A 14723-nucleotide genomic window follows, 5' to 3' on the forward strand; every position below is an offset into this window, starting at 1 on the left:
ATAATTTCTTAGATATATTAGTTTATTTTTAAGTTTTTCACGAATATAGTATAATATAAAGTATAATTGAATAGTATTTGGGTAAAATAATTTTATCCCATCATTAAATATAAAAAACGATCCACGAGAGGTATTATATGAAAATCTTCCATTTGCATCATAGCGGCTTTTTAATTCAATTAGCGGATAAGACCCTGATTTTTGATTGCTTTACCCATATCCCAACCAGTCTCCTGCGCAAGGGGATACCACATTATTTCTTTGTGTCTCACGGTCATAGCGATCACTACACTGCTGATATTTTTTCAACCGACCGGATTTATCATCCCACCTATATACTAAGCAACGATATTCCCAAGGCATCCACCCATAAAACCCACGCAATCGGTCCCTACCAGCACATGTCTCTGGGCGGAATGGATATCAAGACCTTTGGGTCCACTGATCAGGGCGTCTCATTTTATATTGCCACCAATTCCCACCGAATTTTCCACGCCGGAGATCTGAACTGGTGGGACTGGGACACCAAAGAAAAACCAAACATCGATCCGCTCCAGGAGGAAAAGGACTTTAAAGCCGAACTGGAAAAAATGAAAAACCTGCCGATGGAATTCGCCTTTATTCCAGTCGATCCCCGTCTGGGCGACTCCTTTTATAAAGCTGGCGAGCACTTTATTGAAACTTTTCACCCTAAGGTCGTGATTCCCATGCATTTCAAGGATGACTTTGCCATCATCAAGCGTTTTAAAGCCAAAATTGGAAATACTCAAACCATTATTCCTGAATTTAAAGAGCGGAATGTTAAGATTAAAAATACCTGGTCTCCGGAGGTCTGAGTAATTGAATCAAACCAACCTGCTGAAAGGGGTGCGACTATGAAAGACTTCTTTTCACTCAACGAACAAAGCCGTCAGCACTTGAACGTATTTTTTGCCATTAGTATGGACTTTCTTTGCATCACCGATGAGCGGGGGGGGATTCTGAAGTCAAACCAGACGTGGGAAACCAAACTGGGTTACCTGACCCCGGAGCTTCTCAATAAAAATCTCATTGACCTTGTTCACCCCAACGATGTGGCAAACCTGATTCTGGCTCTTAAAAAGCTCTCTATGGAAAAAGAAAGTCTGACTCTTGCCAGCCGTTTGCGTGCGAATGACGGCACCTATCAATTTGTGACCTGGCAGTTTCAATGGGTCGATGAGTTAATTTACAGTTGCGCCAAAGATCTGACTGAACTATATCATGCAAATAAAAAAGCTGAATCTGCGGAATTTTCAAAAAATCAACTGATTTCCCTTTTATCCAATGAAATCCATGAACCACTGGAAAGCTTGTCCCTGTTCATCCAGTTAATCGGAAAAACTCAATCCAGCTCAGATCAGAATATCTGTCTGGAAAATATCCGGCTTTCCACTGAGTTTCTGGAGAACCTAATCAACGGAATTCTGGTAACTGACAAAAGCAATCAGACTGGTCATGATGTGCTTGCTTTTAATTTTCACAACACTGTCGAAGATGCGATTATCCCTCTGATCGTCAGTGCCAAACGCCATAACATCAGCCTCGATTTGGCCATTCATCCGAAAATTCCAGCGACAGTCCTGGGCGATTCTCAGCGGCTCAAACAGATTATCTCTTTTTTAGTGCTCAATGCCATTAAATGCCTGGAACGAGGTAAAATCAGTATCGAAGCAACTCCGGAAAATACTGACAAAGCCGTTTTTAAGATTTATTTTACGGTGAAAACTTCTGGGATTGCACCTTTAAAAGGTGGCACTGATAACCCTTTTTCTATCAATGATTCAAATAGCAGAGCCAATGAAAGCACCCTTGATTTTGGTCTGGAGCTGGTAAAAATACTGGTCGAAACCATGAATGGCAAGTTCTCCGCCAACCAGGACAGTGCGAGCGGCTATGAATTTTCGTTTTATGTTCTATTGCTCAGAGATGATGCCCAGAATAGCAAAAACGTCAACCGTCTATCAGAGCGGGTATTGCCTATGTATAATAAGAACATTCGGCTTAAAGCAGAGGAACTGTTGGCGATTGAACAAATCAGAAATGATCAGGCTAAATCTTATGACAAAGCCATTACTGAAAGAAGACAGCGGATCTTAGTCGTTGATGATGCCCCGGAAAACACCCAATTGCTAGCTCAAGCTTTGATCGAAAATTATGAAATTGTTGTAGCCAATAGCGGCAAAGATGCCTTAGGAATTGCGCAACAGGTTCCGGCTCCAGACATCATTCTGCTGGATCTGAGCATGCCGGATATGAGTGGCTACGAGGTCTGTAAACAAATCCAACTGGAAGAAAACACCATGGACATTCCGATTATTTTTCTGACTACCCTGAGTGACACCGAAAATGAAGCCTATGGCTTACAATCTGGTGCTGTGGATTTTATTTCCAAGCCCTTCGATCTCCCCCGTGTGGAAGAAAAAATCAAAAACCATCTGGCGCTAAAGCATTATCGGGAAATCCTCAGCATTGCTGCTGACACCGACGCCTTGACTCAAATCCCCAATCGCCGCCGCTTCGAAGAAATGCTAGCCATTGAAATTCGCAAAGCCAGACGCAATAACACCCCACTGTCGGTGATTAGAATCGATATCGACTATTTTAAACCTTATAATGACAGTTACGGACATTTGGCAGGAGATGATTGTCTCCGGGAAGTTGCCAATTCACTAAAAAAAACATTAAAGCGTGCCGGTGATCTGGTTGCCCGTTGGGAGGGTGAGGAATTTACCTGTCTGCTCCCCGACACTAATTTAAAAGGAGCCGCTCATGTCGCTGAAAATATCAGAAAAGCGGTGTTGAATCTGAGGATTCCCCACCAGTCCTCGCCAGTGGAAAAAGTTGTCACCTTATCACTAGGCGTCGCCACCGGGATCCGATCTGATGAAAGTTCTGCCGATCCCTTTGGAGACCTCCTGAAACAGGCCCAGGCCGCCCTGATAAACGCAAAGGGAACCGGTCGAAACCGGGTTTTTGTCTACCGAAAATAGGTCAAAATATTGAACCCCTATTTCCTTAAGCGGATCAGGGGTTCTTTTTTATAATTTGAAACAATTGCTCTCAATGAGATAATCCCGCACCCCACGGAGCGAAGATTGACTGGTAGCCTGGCTGATTCTGGGATAAACGGTCAGGTGATCCATACGACTTTCTAACTTACTCAAATTAAATCCTTCGGGCACCACCATAAATTTCCCAAATCCCGGTTCGATAGCCTTTTGGGGACAGCCATAAACACAACGTAGACAAATGACACAGTCATTACCAAAGATATGCCTGCCGTCGATGATTTTGATATTATCCCGGGGACATAGCTTTTCGCACCAGCCGCAATTTGCACATTTATCGCTGACCTTAAGATATCGACCGAAAATCCTACCGCCAAAAACTTCTAAATAACCTAGCTTTGAAGCAATCCGATCAATCCCATATGGTACTGTCCGATGACGCTCCCCTTCCATGATTTCGGCTACTACCTTATCCACAATTACCGGGGTGGCATGAAGTATCATAGCGCTGAGGCTTTCATCGAAGCCAAATAAAAAATTAGAGGGCATTACCACCATTTTTTCGTAAACCACGTCGTACCCTTTTTCCTCAAGATGACGGATCGTGGCCGTGCGACAAGCGGTATTCGGCGAGATTTCTCCACCACCAGAAACTGAGACCACCACTGCCGGACGCCCTTCAACCGGTTGGATTTTTTTCAGCCACTCCGCAATGGGCTTGGGAGCATTAAAAGCATACACCGGAAAAAGCAAAACCAGCATATCCTCAAAAACTACTGGGGTTGTCGCACCTCTTAGCTCCGTCCGTTGAACCGTTATCGATCTTTTCATTAATGAACGTTCGAATGCCTCGGCGACTCGAGCTGTCCCGCCTGTGCCCGTAAAATATACTAGATTTGCGCTTTTTATATTCATTTTTCCCTCGCTATCTATTATTGTTGCCAAGTTTATCTTTAATCAACAACCGCAATTGATATATACAACTCAAGGTGGCGTCAACTTGATGAATTCAATTGGTCTTATTACCCTATTAAGTATCTCCTTTATTGGATATTTCTAAAAATCGGCACATATTTCTACTTATCATTTTTACCCTTCTTAATTCTGAATAAACATAATCGTTTTAGATTGACTAATAATTAAAAAGCTTTACAGCCAGCCCGAATCAAGTATAAAATAATAACAACAATACATGCGTTCGATGAACCGGAAAGGAACCCCGCACATGAAAAAATTTTGCGACCCCTCCAATGAAGGTGACGTGAGTAAGGAAATTGCGAAAAAAACCAGTGATAACCTGGATACCCTCACCCAGATTGCTAACCGCCGAAAATTTGATGTGATGTTCACCGAGGCCATTATTAAATCAAAAACGACAGTTAGCTATTTGTCGATCCTTATGATTGACATCGATTATTTAAAAAATCTCAATGACACCGATGGTAAATTAGCCGCTGATGAGTGTCTGCGCCAGGTTGCATTAACACTGAAAGACGTCTTGAAACGATCTGGAGATTTGGCCGCCCGTTGGGATGATGAAAAATTTGCTTGTATTCTCTCGGATACCGACCCTGCAGGCGCTGCTCAAATGGCAGAAAAAATTAGAAAAAAAGTGATCGACTTAGCCATTCCCACTTCAGCATCCGCTGTGGCTGAAGTCGTCACCGTTTCGATTGGTGTGGTAACCTCCATTCTTACCGATGAGACTTCCTATGACAAACTATTAAAAAAAGCAGATCAGGCTTTGTCTACTGCCAGAGAAACAGGCCGAAACCGAATCTTTATCAGTAAAAGTTAGAAGCCGGATTTTTGTCTGGCTTTTTTATTTGGTTATCACACAGTTTCGGCCCCTTATTTTTGCTTCATAAAGAGCTTTATCACCCCGATCGATTAAGGTCTCGATCGATTCTCCCTTTTTATACGCCGTAACTCCGAAACTGCAGGTCTGACTGAGCCCTCTCTTAAACCGAGTCTGTTCCACAACGCTACGGATCCGTTCAGCCGTTATCTTAGCCCCATCGCTGTCAGTCATCGGCATAATGATCAGAAATTCCTCTCCACCCCATCGACTTAACATATCAATCGTTCGAATTTCCAGAGACATTAATCTGACCAATTGAATCAGAATTTCATCTCCCAGATTATGTCCGTAGGTATCATTCACCTTTTTAAAATAATCCATATCCAACATGATAATAGAAAATTCAAAACCGTACCGGTCGCATCTTTTCATTTCATTTTCGATAAATTCGTGAGCCTTCATTCGATTATATGCCTGAGTCAGAAAATCTCGTTCGGCCAAACGTCTGGCTTCCATATTGGCATCCTCCAGCTCTTCTGTCACCACCCTGATAAAATTAACCAATCGGGAAATAATCCGGGTATGCTGACTGGCGAAGGGATCCAATGATTTTAGTTTTTCAATCCGTTTCTCCGTTCCTTCTGCAAGTTTCTTCCCATCACGCTCTTTCATGCTGACTGCCACCATGGTGGCATTGAGCAGCATCACATATTTACCCTGAGAATAAATTTCCCCAAAGGTATAAAACCCCGATGTGGGCGCAATCGTTTCAAAGGGGCTGGTTTCCAGATCTACCTCACTTTGCAACAGAAAACGCCGGCAAATGCAGGAATAAAGAAAAATAGCCTCGGGATTAAAAGTCTGAATTCGATTTTGTATATCATTAGCTTTTTCAATCATTACCGACGGATTGCCGTAGCCAATGCAGACCATCTCACCTACTTCTAAATTGGTAATAAATTTTATGGCATTCTCCTCATTAACCTCCATTGGCACCTTGGCATATTGAATGCCATTGCGTTTATGCAACAAGGGAAACTCCAGAACATTCAGAAAAAAATCCCTGTCATTCTGAATATCCAGATAACGATGAAACACCTCAAAGGCAGGTTCATTATCAATCTTCTTCACCCAGAGACCATCGGTTTCGGTAATCATCATTTCTTTGCTTAATGGTTGCCATCCCAAATAGGTATGCAAATCAATCTGGATGTCACTTCCTATAAATACAACCGCCAGCACTCCTTTTGGTGTATCGTTTCCATTTAAGACGATCAAAGGTCTTTGTTCCACTTCATAATCGCCTGCTCCGCCTCCAAAGACGGGATAGTTCCCGCTTCGACCCGCCGAAAAACCATTTAAAAAATCAGCTACGTTCATAGTAAAAGGGGTCGCCAAAAGCATAATGCCAGCGATTTTCGGGCAGGTCATTTCTATTTTTTGCGAAAAATCATATCCCTGATTTCTTTCGTTTCCATTATCACCCTTAATTAAAAACCCCTGAATTCGAGTTTTTTCAAAAAAAGCTAAAGAAATCACCGTGGTATTAATGAGCAGGCGCCCCTCTGCAATTTCTCCCATGGTCGTGACTCCCACAATCACGCCCTCTGGCATTGTCCCCCGAAGCGCCGCTTCAATCTCCATCATCCAAGAGGGATCCCGGTCTGAAGAGAATATTTGAACAAATACTGAAACAGAGCAATTCAAATGATTCTTGAATTCATCGGTCTGCAGGTATTGATTTAACATATTAATTGACTCAATTGTAATAATTTTGTTGATCACTAAATCATCCCCTATTCAATGGATTTTATGTCAGGTCTCTTTCATTTTCCCTGACAACTCCTGTCCGCACCAGTTGCTAGTACTTTCGCTCTTATCACAAAGACCTAGCTTAGACTTTTATATTCGATGTGACTTATATTGTATCAAGATCAGGTTCATATAACCAGCGTTTTCATCTTAAAACTAAAAGCGACAAAAATTTATTCAATATTTATGTTTTTTATTTAAGTAACTAATCAAATTGAGGAAATAATGGTAAATTTTAGTTATTAAATAGTAGATATTTGTAGTGAAAAGCGCTATAATTATACAGTATGCATCTACTATTGATGCATGCAAGCATTTATACTTATCAAATTACATCCTGATTGACAAAATATTTGTATGATGAAAAATTGTTATCAGGGTAAACCAAAAGATTATCTTTGAAAGGGGTTATCATGAACGAAAATCGAAAACCGATGCGGGGTCTGGAAATAGGTCAAGTTACCGACTCAGCAGCTGAAATCACTGCGCATCCTGCTGGACTTATTCAGGCTAAAGCTCACCGCAAGTCCCGAATATCCACAAAACTGCTGGTATTTACCGTTTCTCTGCTTACATTGGCGGTGTTATCTCAGGGGATTATTGCCATCAATCTGGGGACATCAGCGTTAACCAACCAAACTAATGCTGATGCGCAAAAGTATACTACCGCAGGAACTTCTGATGTTGGTGCTATTTCGGAAGACGATGTTCTGGCTCGAATTGCCAATCTGAGAAATCAGATCCTACTCGTCTCATTATCTATTATTTTAGTTGGAAGCGTCTTTGTTTATGTTATGGCGCAAACGTTTGCTAAACCTATTATCAAGCTCAAGGAAGTGGCCGATCAGGTTGCTGTAGGGAAAGTAGATGTCGATATTGAAGTGACCACCGATGACGAAATTGGTGATCTGATGCAGTCCTTTAAAACCATGATTCAAAACAACCAAGGCATGGCAGAGGCCGCCCAACGAATGGCTCAGGGTGATTTTGAAGTTGAAATCACACCTAGATCCGAGGAAGATCTGATCTCTAATTCAATGATTGCCGTACTGAAGGAAATGAACAGAGTTCACGATGCCATCGTAAAAATTGGCAATGCCGCTTTAGAAGGTCAACTTAACTATCGCGGTAACACCAATGAATACACCGGAGCTTACAAAGATCTGGTTATTTCTTTAAACACGGTCATTAATACCTTTGTTAAACCCCTCAAGGTTGCCAATAAAGCCATTGAACGCATTGGCCATGGGGTGATTCCACCAAAAATCACCACCGAGTATAAAGGTGATTTCAACGATCTTAAAAATAATATCAACGCCTGCATTGACGGTCTGGGAGCCTTAACCGAAACTGGTGATATCCTTCATCGACTTTACATCAATGATTTTTCAACCAAAGTTGAAGGCACCTATTTAGGCATCTTTGGCGATCTGACCACATCGGTTAATGAAATCCATTGGAAGCTTAACTATATTCATGCCATTGTCAATAATGTTGCCAATGGTAATCTGAGTGACTATGACGAACTGATAACGATCGGAAAACGTAGTGATAAGGATGAATTTATACCTAGTCTGATTCAAATGATTGAAAACATCCACGCCCTGGTCAGTGAAGCTGATGAAATGACCAGGCTGGCTGTCGAAGGTGATCTTGATCACCGCGGCGATCCCGCTAAGTTCCATGGCGAATATGCGCTGGTTATTTCCGGCTTCAACCAGACTCTGGATGCCATTATCGAGCCAATCCAGGCCACCTCGACAGCTCTGGATGAACTGTCGAAGGGTAATTTGAGTGTCTCGATGAGTGGTGATTATAAAGGGCAGCACGGTAAGATCAAAGAAACCATGAACCGTACCATCAGCTTCCTGAAAAATTACGTGGCCGACATTACCTCCTTACTTAAACTGATTGGCGAAGGCGATCTCTCTCAGGAAATCAAAGCCTATTACCATGGAGATTTTAATGCTGCCAAACTTGTTATTAATAACATCACCACCAATTTAAGCGAAGTGATGAAGGACATTAATGCTTCCGCCGGACAGGTTGAAGCTGGTGCCATCCAAATTGCTGACGGAGCCCAGGCATTGTCCCAGGGAACCACGGAACAGGCCAGTGCTATCCAGGAACTCACCGCTTCCATTGAAGAGGTGGCCGCGGAAACCAAGCGAAACGCTAATAATGCCAACGAAGCCAACGAACGCGCCATTGATGTTCGTACCAACGCCGAAGTGGGCAATTCTCAAATGTCTAAAATGGTATCAGCAATGGTGGAAATCAATGAATCATCCAATAATATTTCTAAAATAATCAAGGTGATTGATGACATCGCCTTCCAGACCAATATTCTGGCTCTTAACGCCGCTGTTGAAGCGGCTCGCGCCGGACAACATGGTAAAGGGTTTGCCGTTGTTGCTGAAGAAGTACGCACCCTGGCGGCCCGCAGTGCTGAAGCTGCTAAGGAAACCACTGGTCTTATTGAAGGATCCATTGATAAGGTAGCGGTTGGCACTAAGATTGCCGATGAAACCGCCGAAAGTCTGGTCGGAATTCTGAATGAAATTGAAAAGGTTACTAGTCTGGTCGGCAACATTGCCCGGGCATCGAATGATCAGGCTTCGGAGATCGCTCAAATTACCAAGGGCATTGAGCAGGTCTCAAATGTGGTTCAAACTAACGCTGCTACCTCCGAAGAAAGTGCCGCATCCAGCGAAGAACTTTCCAGCCAGGCCGAAATGCTTAAACAGATGATCAGTACCTTCAAACTAAAAAGCACCACTCAGACCATCGAAAGCGTTACTAATAAGGCTGCTGTTTTACTCAACGAAGCAGCAGCAAAATCTCCAATTGCCACGATGGACTGGCAAACCCAGGTGAATATGGTAGCCGGTGATGTGGAACGAATGGGCTACCAGGATATCGCAGTAATGAACCTTGCCGGTCATGCCAAGTACGTCAAAGGTGGTGGTGAGTTTGATGCCTGGGGCGAATTCTGGTACGAAAACGGCTTTAAAGGAGAACCAGCCGTGTCTGAAGTGACCATCAGCAAAGTTACCAATGAACCCGTAGTATTTGACGTAGCGCCCATAAAAAATAATGGGCAGGTCGTGGGGCTACTGGTCGGTCGACGTGCCCCCACCCTTTAACACGAGCCGTAAAAAACAACCGGATTTGTGAATCAACCTTCCTGAAGACAATAAACGCTGATTGTCTTCAGGATTTTTTATTCAAAAGTGTGGTCATGCTTTTTTATGCAGCCTCTAATACTGGCAACAACACTTCAACTATCACAAAAACGCATTTTTTTCTCGTCCTAATTTATCGTTCAAATCGCTTTTTATTTCAAAATGTTGTATCAACTTTCTTGCTATTCTAATGATCCTTCGATACTAATACTATGCACTTTGTAAGAACATCTTAGACTTCTGTGTTTTTTTTGTTTCTTTTTACAACATAATCACTTATAATTTACAAAAGACTAAAATTAATTGTGTTTATCAAATATCATGATTAATTACTCATTATGCAAGGTGGTGTTCGCAAAAGTAATTCTAGATAAAATAGTCCAACCCCAGGTTTGAATAGATTTATTCGTGTGAAAGTTTATGATCAAGTAAACTATGGATATTTTTTTCTTATCTAGGAGTGAGGACTTCGTCAGCAATTTGCATGCCCCCAGATTAAAAACCGGAGGAAGATAACTTGAATTGGTTCAAAAATTTAAAAATTAAAACAAAACTACTGACATCTTTCATTCTTATTGCGCTATTAGTCGGTGTTGTTGGTTTCATCGGCATATTGAACACCTGGTCCCTGCAGGAATCCGATCAGGAGCTTTATGAAAACATGACTGTTCCCATTTCTCAAATCGGTCAGATGTCCACCACCTTTCAGATGATGCGTGTTAACCTGCGTGATATGATTCTTGCTAACGATCCCGTACTCGTTCAATCCTTTAAAAAAAGCATTGCTGAAGAACAGCTAAAAATTGACGAATTGGCCGGTGAATATGAAAAAACGATTCAGTCTGACGAAATGCAGCTGGCTTTTGAAACCTTCAAATCAGCCCGAACCGAATATAATAAGCACCTTGACTCACTGATGAACCTGGCTACCCTGAATCAGGACAGCGAAGCTTTTAGCCTGTTGAACCCTGATGGAGCCGCTGGTAAAGCCACTGCTGCCATGCAATCAGCGATTGATGATCTATCTACCTTAAAACTTGCCGATGGCTTGGCCAAATCCGAAAGTAATATCGCCCAGGCAGCTGGCGCAACGACTACGATGACAATCATTATGGTGATCAGCATGATTTTGGCCATTGCCCTGGGATTATTACTGACATCGCTTATCTGCAAGCCGCTACGCAAAGCCAGCCAAATGATTCATGAGATGGGCAAGGGACATTTGAGCAAGCGACTCAATATGGATGCTAAGGACGAAGTGGGCGAAATGGCTACCGCTATGGATCATATGGCCGATGCTCTCCAGTTCCTGGTCATTGGCACGATGAACCGCATATCTGACGGGGATGTTTCCATGAACGTGGAAATCACTGATCCCCAGGATGAAATCGCACCAGCCCTGAAGAAAACCATCGAAACAATCCGATCCCTGGTCACTGAGGCTAACGCCCTTTCTCAGGCCGCTGTGGAAGGCCGTCTGAATATCCGGGGACAGGCTGATGCATTCAACGGAGGATTCCGGGAGATCGTAGCCGGCGTCAATAACACCCTGGATGCGGTGGTTGGTCCCCTCAATATAGCTGCCGAATATATCGAGCGCATTGGTAAAGGTGAAATTCCACCCAAAATTACCGATGAATATTATGGTGACTTCCGGGAAATTATAAACAACCTTAATGCCTGCCTGGATGGACTAGGTGCCTTGTCTGTAGCTGATTACACCCTAAAATTGATGAATAAGAACGATTTGACCCAGGCCATCGAAGGCGAATTCGATGGTATCTTTGGCGAAATTTCCAAATCCATCAACGGCGTTCACGCTCAGCTAGGTCGGATTGTCAATATTTCCACCAATATTCGTAATGGTGATTTAAGCGACCTCGACTTCCTCCGCAGTATTGGTAAACGCAGTGAAAATGACCATTTGGTTCCTGCCCTTCTGGGTATGACCGAAACGATCCTGATGCTGGTTGACGAAACCAGAACCATGGCTCGGATTGCCATTGACGGTGATTTGAACAACCGTGGCGATATCACAAAATTCCAGGGCGAATATGCAACGGTCATTGACGGCTTTAACCAGACCCTGGATGCGGTCATTGATCCCATCACAGCTGCTTCAGTCGCACTTAATGAACTGGCCGAAGGAAATCTCAATATTGCCATGGAAGGCGATTATAAAGGTCAACATGGAAAAATCAAACATGATATGAATCGAACAATCGAATTTCTGCGAAATTATGTGGAAGAAATAACCCATACCCTCGAAGAAATGGGGCGTGGAAATTTTGATCTGGAAATTACCAACCTTTTTTGTGGTGACTTCCTGGCTATAAAAATAGCCCTAAATGATATTGCCGCTAATTTAAGCACTACTCTGGCTGACATCAATGTTGCCGCCAGTCAGGTGGAAATTGGTGCCCAGCAGATCTCAGACGGCGGTCAGGCTTTGTCTCAGGGGACCACCGAGCAAGCCAGCTCCATTCAGGAACTGACAGCTTCCATTGATGAGGTCGCTTCGGAAACTAAACGCAACGCTAAAAACGCCAACGAAGCCAATGAACTGGCCATCAACGTTCGCACCAACGCCGAAGTCGGCAATGTGCAGATGGTTAAAATGGTTGCTGCCATGAGTGAAATCAATGACTCATCTAACAATATTTCTAAAATCATCAAAGTCATTGACGACATCGCTTTCCAGACCAATATCCTGGCTCTCAATGCCGCAGTTGAAGCTGCCCGAGCCGGACAACACGGTAAAGGCTTCGCCGTGGTTGCCGAAGAAGTTCGAACCCTGGCCGCCCGCAGTGCTGAAGCTGCCAAACAAACCACCAGTTTGATTGAAGGTTCCATCGACAAGGTTGAAGTTGGGACTAAAATCGCTGATGAAACAGCTGTGAGTCTAGCCGAAATACTTAAACAGATTGAAAAAGTCGCCGATTTGATTGGCCGTATTGCCCGGGCTTCAAATGGCCAGGCATCAGAAATTGCCCAAATCAATCAGGGAATTGAAGCGGTTTCCCAGGTGGTTCAGACCAATTCAGCCACTGCTGAACAAAGCGCTGCCGCTAGTGAAGAACTTTCCGGCCAGGCTGAAATGCTCAAACAAATGGTGGAGGCTTTCAAACTGAAAAATGCAAAAGCATCCAGATCATTCACTGCGCCAGTTGTCGACAAAAAAGAAACGATTGTTAAACAAACAATTTTCAGTCAACCCGAAATAATTCTCGACGATCAGGAGTTTGACAAATACTAAAACATCTGACTACCATTAAAACAAAGACGAAAAATCCTGTTAGAATCTGTAGATTCTAACAGGATTTTATTTTTGTTTTATTTTGTCGTCTCGTTACCCAAGTAAATTTGCAAACGCCTCATATCGGATTCTTGCCTTTTTCTGAGCTTTTATCCTGACTTTATTGATGTCCTGATAGAAGGTGATCAGGGTTTCAACAATTATTGTGTCAATTTTGCCGTCAAACGCCATATTTTTTAGAATTATAATTACCTGATCCTTCTGCATCCCCTTCCGATAGGGTCTGTTTTCTGTCACAGCCGTAAAAATATCAGCTACTGCCATAATCCGGGCACCTAATGAAAGCTCTTTTCCTGTCAACTTAAACGGATAACCGCTTCCATCCAATCGCTCGTGATGCATCGAAGCATATTCGTTGATTTCTTCCAATCCCTGTACCTGATGCAGTAGTACATAGGTATGATAAGTATGCTCTTTCATTACATCAAATTCTGCCTTGGTAAGTGATGCCGGCTTTTCCAGAATCTCTGAGGGCACCGACAGCTTGCCAATGTCATGAATATAACCAGCCGCCTGAATTTTTTTGCAGGTTAGTTCGTCGCAATTCAAATGCTGAGCCAGTCGTTTGGCCACCGCTGATACGCCTTCACTATGAACCGCCGTAAAATTGCTCCTGAAGTCGATGACCCGGGCATAAAGCTTGGCAATTCCAATCAGTTCGTCGATATCCAGACACTGATCTTTGAAATTAATTTTTTTATAATATCGGCGTCCATTGGAAATGGATTCCAGATCGTACCAGAAATACTCCTTTTCTTTTAACTGTTCAAAGGCTTTCACGTAGTCCGGATTAAATTTACGCCCGGAGACACTTACTATTTTTTCGAAAATTCGCTCCTTCTGACTAATAATCTTATCATCCCGGACGATGAGGGTGGCAATCCGATCTGCCAGGTGGATAAGATGACTTTCCGGCATCACCGTTTCTCCACAAAACCTGAGACCATCACCATCATTCCAATCGACATGGTGAAATTTAATAATTCTGGCTATTTCTGTAAATTCCCGGTAATCTTTCAGAAGTAGCCAGCCAATCCGGGCATGCTGATGGGGATTAAGGGCTTCAAACTTCAGCACATTTATTCGTTCCTGCATGCTTAATCCACCAATATCGTGGAGAATTGCTGCCACCGAGACTTCGTTTAGTTTTTTCTCATCAAAGTTCAACTCTTCCCCGAGGTTAAAGGTAATATAAGCAACAAGCCGTTGATGATGATTTAATTCCGGGCTTACCATATCCGCAGCTCTGGATAGTTGAAGGGTTAACTCTAATAAAGATACCATTATTTTTCCTTTCCGATAAAACATCCGTTTTTTATAACATCTAGATATGATAGCATATTTTAATTACGATTGTAACATAAATTTTAGGCTGGTAAAAGCAGCTATAAAAACATATAATATCGATAAAGATTAAGTTTAAGTTTAAGTTTAAGTTTAAGTTTAAGTTTAAGTTTAAGTTTAAGTTTAAGTTTAAGTTTAAGTTTAAGTTTAAGTTTAAGTTTAAGTTTAAGTTTAAGTTTAAGTTTAAGTTTAAGTTTAGCACAAGGAGAAATTAAGATGATCATTGATTTAAGAAG

At 42.6% G+C, this 14723-nt stretch carries 8 protein-coding genes; 5 read left to right on the forward strand and 3 right to left on the reverse strand.

All coding sequences use genetic code 11. The features are described 5' to 3' along the window. The first annotated feature begins 137 nt into the window (after nucleotides 1-137). Together Q7J41_RS08715 and Q7J41_RS08720 are read left to right on the forward strand one after the other, a co-directional pair. Nucleotides 138-836, forward strand: a complete 699-nt coding sequence (locus tag Q7J41_RS08715; RefSeq protein WP_304887190.1) for an MBL fold metallo-hydrolase — start codon at nucleotides 138-140, stop codon at nucleotides 834-836. A gap of 39 nt (nucleotides 837-875) precedes the next feature. Further along, nucleotides 876-3011 carry a diguanylate cyclase domain-containing protein gene (locus Q7J41_RS08720; RefSeq protein ID WP_304887192.1) on the forward strand — a complete coding sequence of 712 codons (2136 nt, stop codon included), beginning with the start codon at nucleotides 876-878 and terminating at the stop codon, nucleotides 3009-3011. A gap of 48 nt (nucleotides 3012-3059) precedes the next feature. On the opposite strand, the gene Q7J41_RS08725 is transcribed toward Q7J41_RS08720, so the two are convergent. Next, nucleotides 3060-3944 (reverse strand): EFR1 family ferrodoxin, encoded by an 885-nt coding sequence (locus tag Q7J41_RS08725; protein ID WP_304887194.1) that lies wholly within the window; start codon nucleotides 3942-3944, stop codon nucleotides 3060-3062. 310 nt (nucleotides 3945-4254) lie between these two features. On the opposite strand from Q7J41_RS08725, the gene Q7J41_RS08730 reads away from it, so the two are divergent. Next, the gene (locus tag Q7J41_RS08730; protein ID WP_304887197.1) at nucleotides 4255-4827 is read left to right on the forward strand and encodes a diguanylate cyclase; all 573 of its coding nucleotides are present in this window, start codon (nucleotides 4255-4257) and stop codon (nucleotides 4825-4827) included. Between the two features lie 24 nt (nucleotides 4828-4851). Here Q7J41_RS08730 and Q7J41_RS08735 read toward each other — a convergent pair whose 3' ends face one another. Beyond that, nucleotides 4852-6579, reverse strand: a complete 1728-nt coding sequence (locus Q7J41_RS08735) for a GGDEF domain-containing protein (RefSeq protein WP_304887205.1) — start codon at nucleotides 6577-6579, stop codon at nucleotides 4852-4854. A gap of 476 nt (nucleotides 6580-7055) precedes the next feature. Between Q7J41_RS08735 and Q7J41_RS08740 the strand changes: the two genes are divergently transcribed. Both Q7J41_RS08740 and Q7J41_RS08745 read left to right on the forward strand, forming a co-directional pair. After that, nucleotides 7056-9788 (forward strand): methyl-accepting chemotaxis protein, encoded by a 2733-nt coding sequence (locus Q7J41_RS08740; protein WP_304887199.1) that lies wholly within the window; start codon nucleotides 7056-7058, stop codon nucleotides 9786-9788. Nucleotides 9789-10344: 556 nt separating this feature from the next. Next, a complete protein-coding gene (locus Q7J41_RS08745) occupies nucleotides 10345-13083 on the forward strand; it encodes a methyl-accepting chemotaxis protein (RefSeq protein WP_304887201.1) in 2739 nt (912 codons plus the stop codon). A 93-nt stretch (nucleotides 13084-13176) separates the two neighbouring features. Here the strand turns inward: Q7J41_RS08745 and Q7J41_RS08750 are convergent, their stop codons facing one another. Continuing rightward, nucleotides 13177-14427, reverse strand: a complete 1251-nt coding sequence (locus Q7J41_RS08750) for an HD domain-containing phosphohydrolase (RefSeq protein ID WP_304887203.1) — start codon at nucleotides 14425-14427, stop codon at nucleotides 13177-13179. Between the last annotated feature and the right edge of the window lie 296 nt (nucleotides 14428-14723).

The sequence above is a fragment of the Acetobacterium sp. genome (assembly GCF_030652775.1).
Lineage (GTDB): Bacteria > Bacillota > Clostridia > Eubacteriales > Eubacteriaceae > Acetobacterium.

What these genes read in the sequence shown, in the direction of transcription:
- Q7J41_RS08720 (WP_304887192.1), top strand. Translation starts at nt 876, where the DNA reads ATGAAAGACTTCTTTTCACTCAACGAACAAAGCCGTCAGCACTTGAAC.
- Q7J41_RS08725 (WP_304887194.1), bottom strand. Translation starts at nt 3,944, where the DNA reads ATGAATATAAAAAGCGCAAATCTAGTATATTTTACGGGCACAGGCGGG.
- Q7J41_RS08730 (WP_304887197.1), top strand. Translation starts at nt 4,255, where the DNA reads ATGAAAAAATTTTGCGACCCCTCCAATGAAGGTGACGTGAGTAAGGAA.
- Q7J41_RS08715 (WP_304887190.1), top strand. Translation starts at nt 138, where the DNA reads ATGAAAATCTTCCATTTGCATCATAGCGGCTTTTTAATTCAATTAGCG.
- Q7J41_RS08740 (WP_304887199.1), top strand. Translation starts at nt 7,056, where the DNA reads ATGAACGAAAATCGAAAACCGATGCGGGGTCTGGAAATAGGTCAAGTT.
- Q7J41_RS08735 (WP_304887205.1), bottom strand. Translation starts at nt 6,579, where the DNA reads ATGTTAAATCAATACCTGCAGACCGATGAATTCAAGAATCATTTGAAT.
- Q7J41_RS08750 (WP_304887203.1), bottom strand. Translation starts at nt 14,427, where the DNA reads ATGGTATCTTTATTAGAGTTAACCCTTCAACTATCCAGAGCTGCGGAT.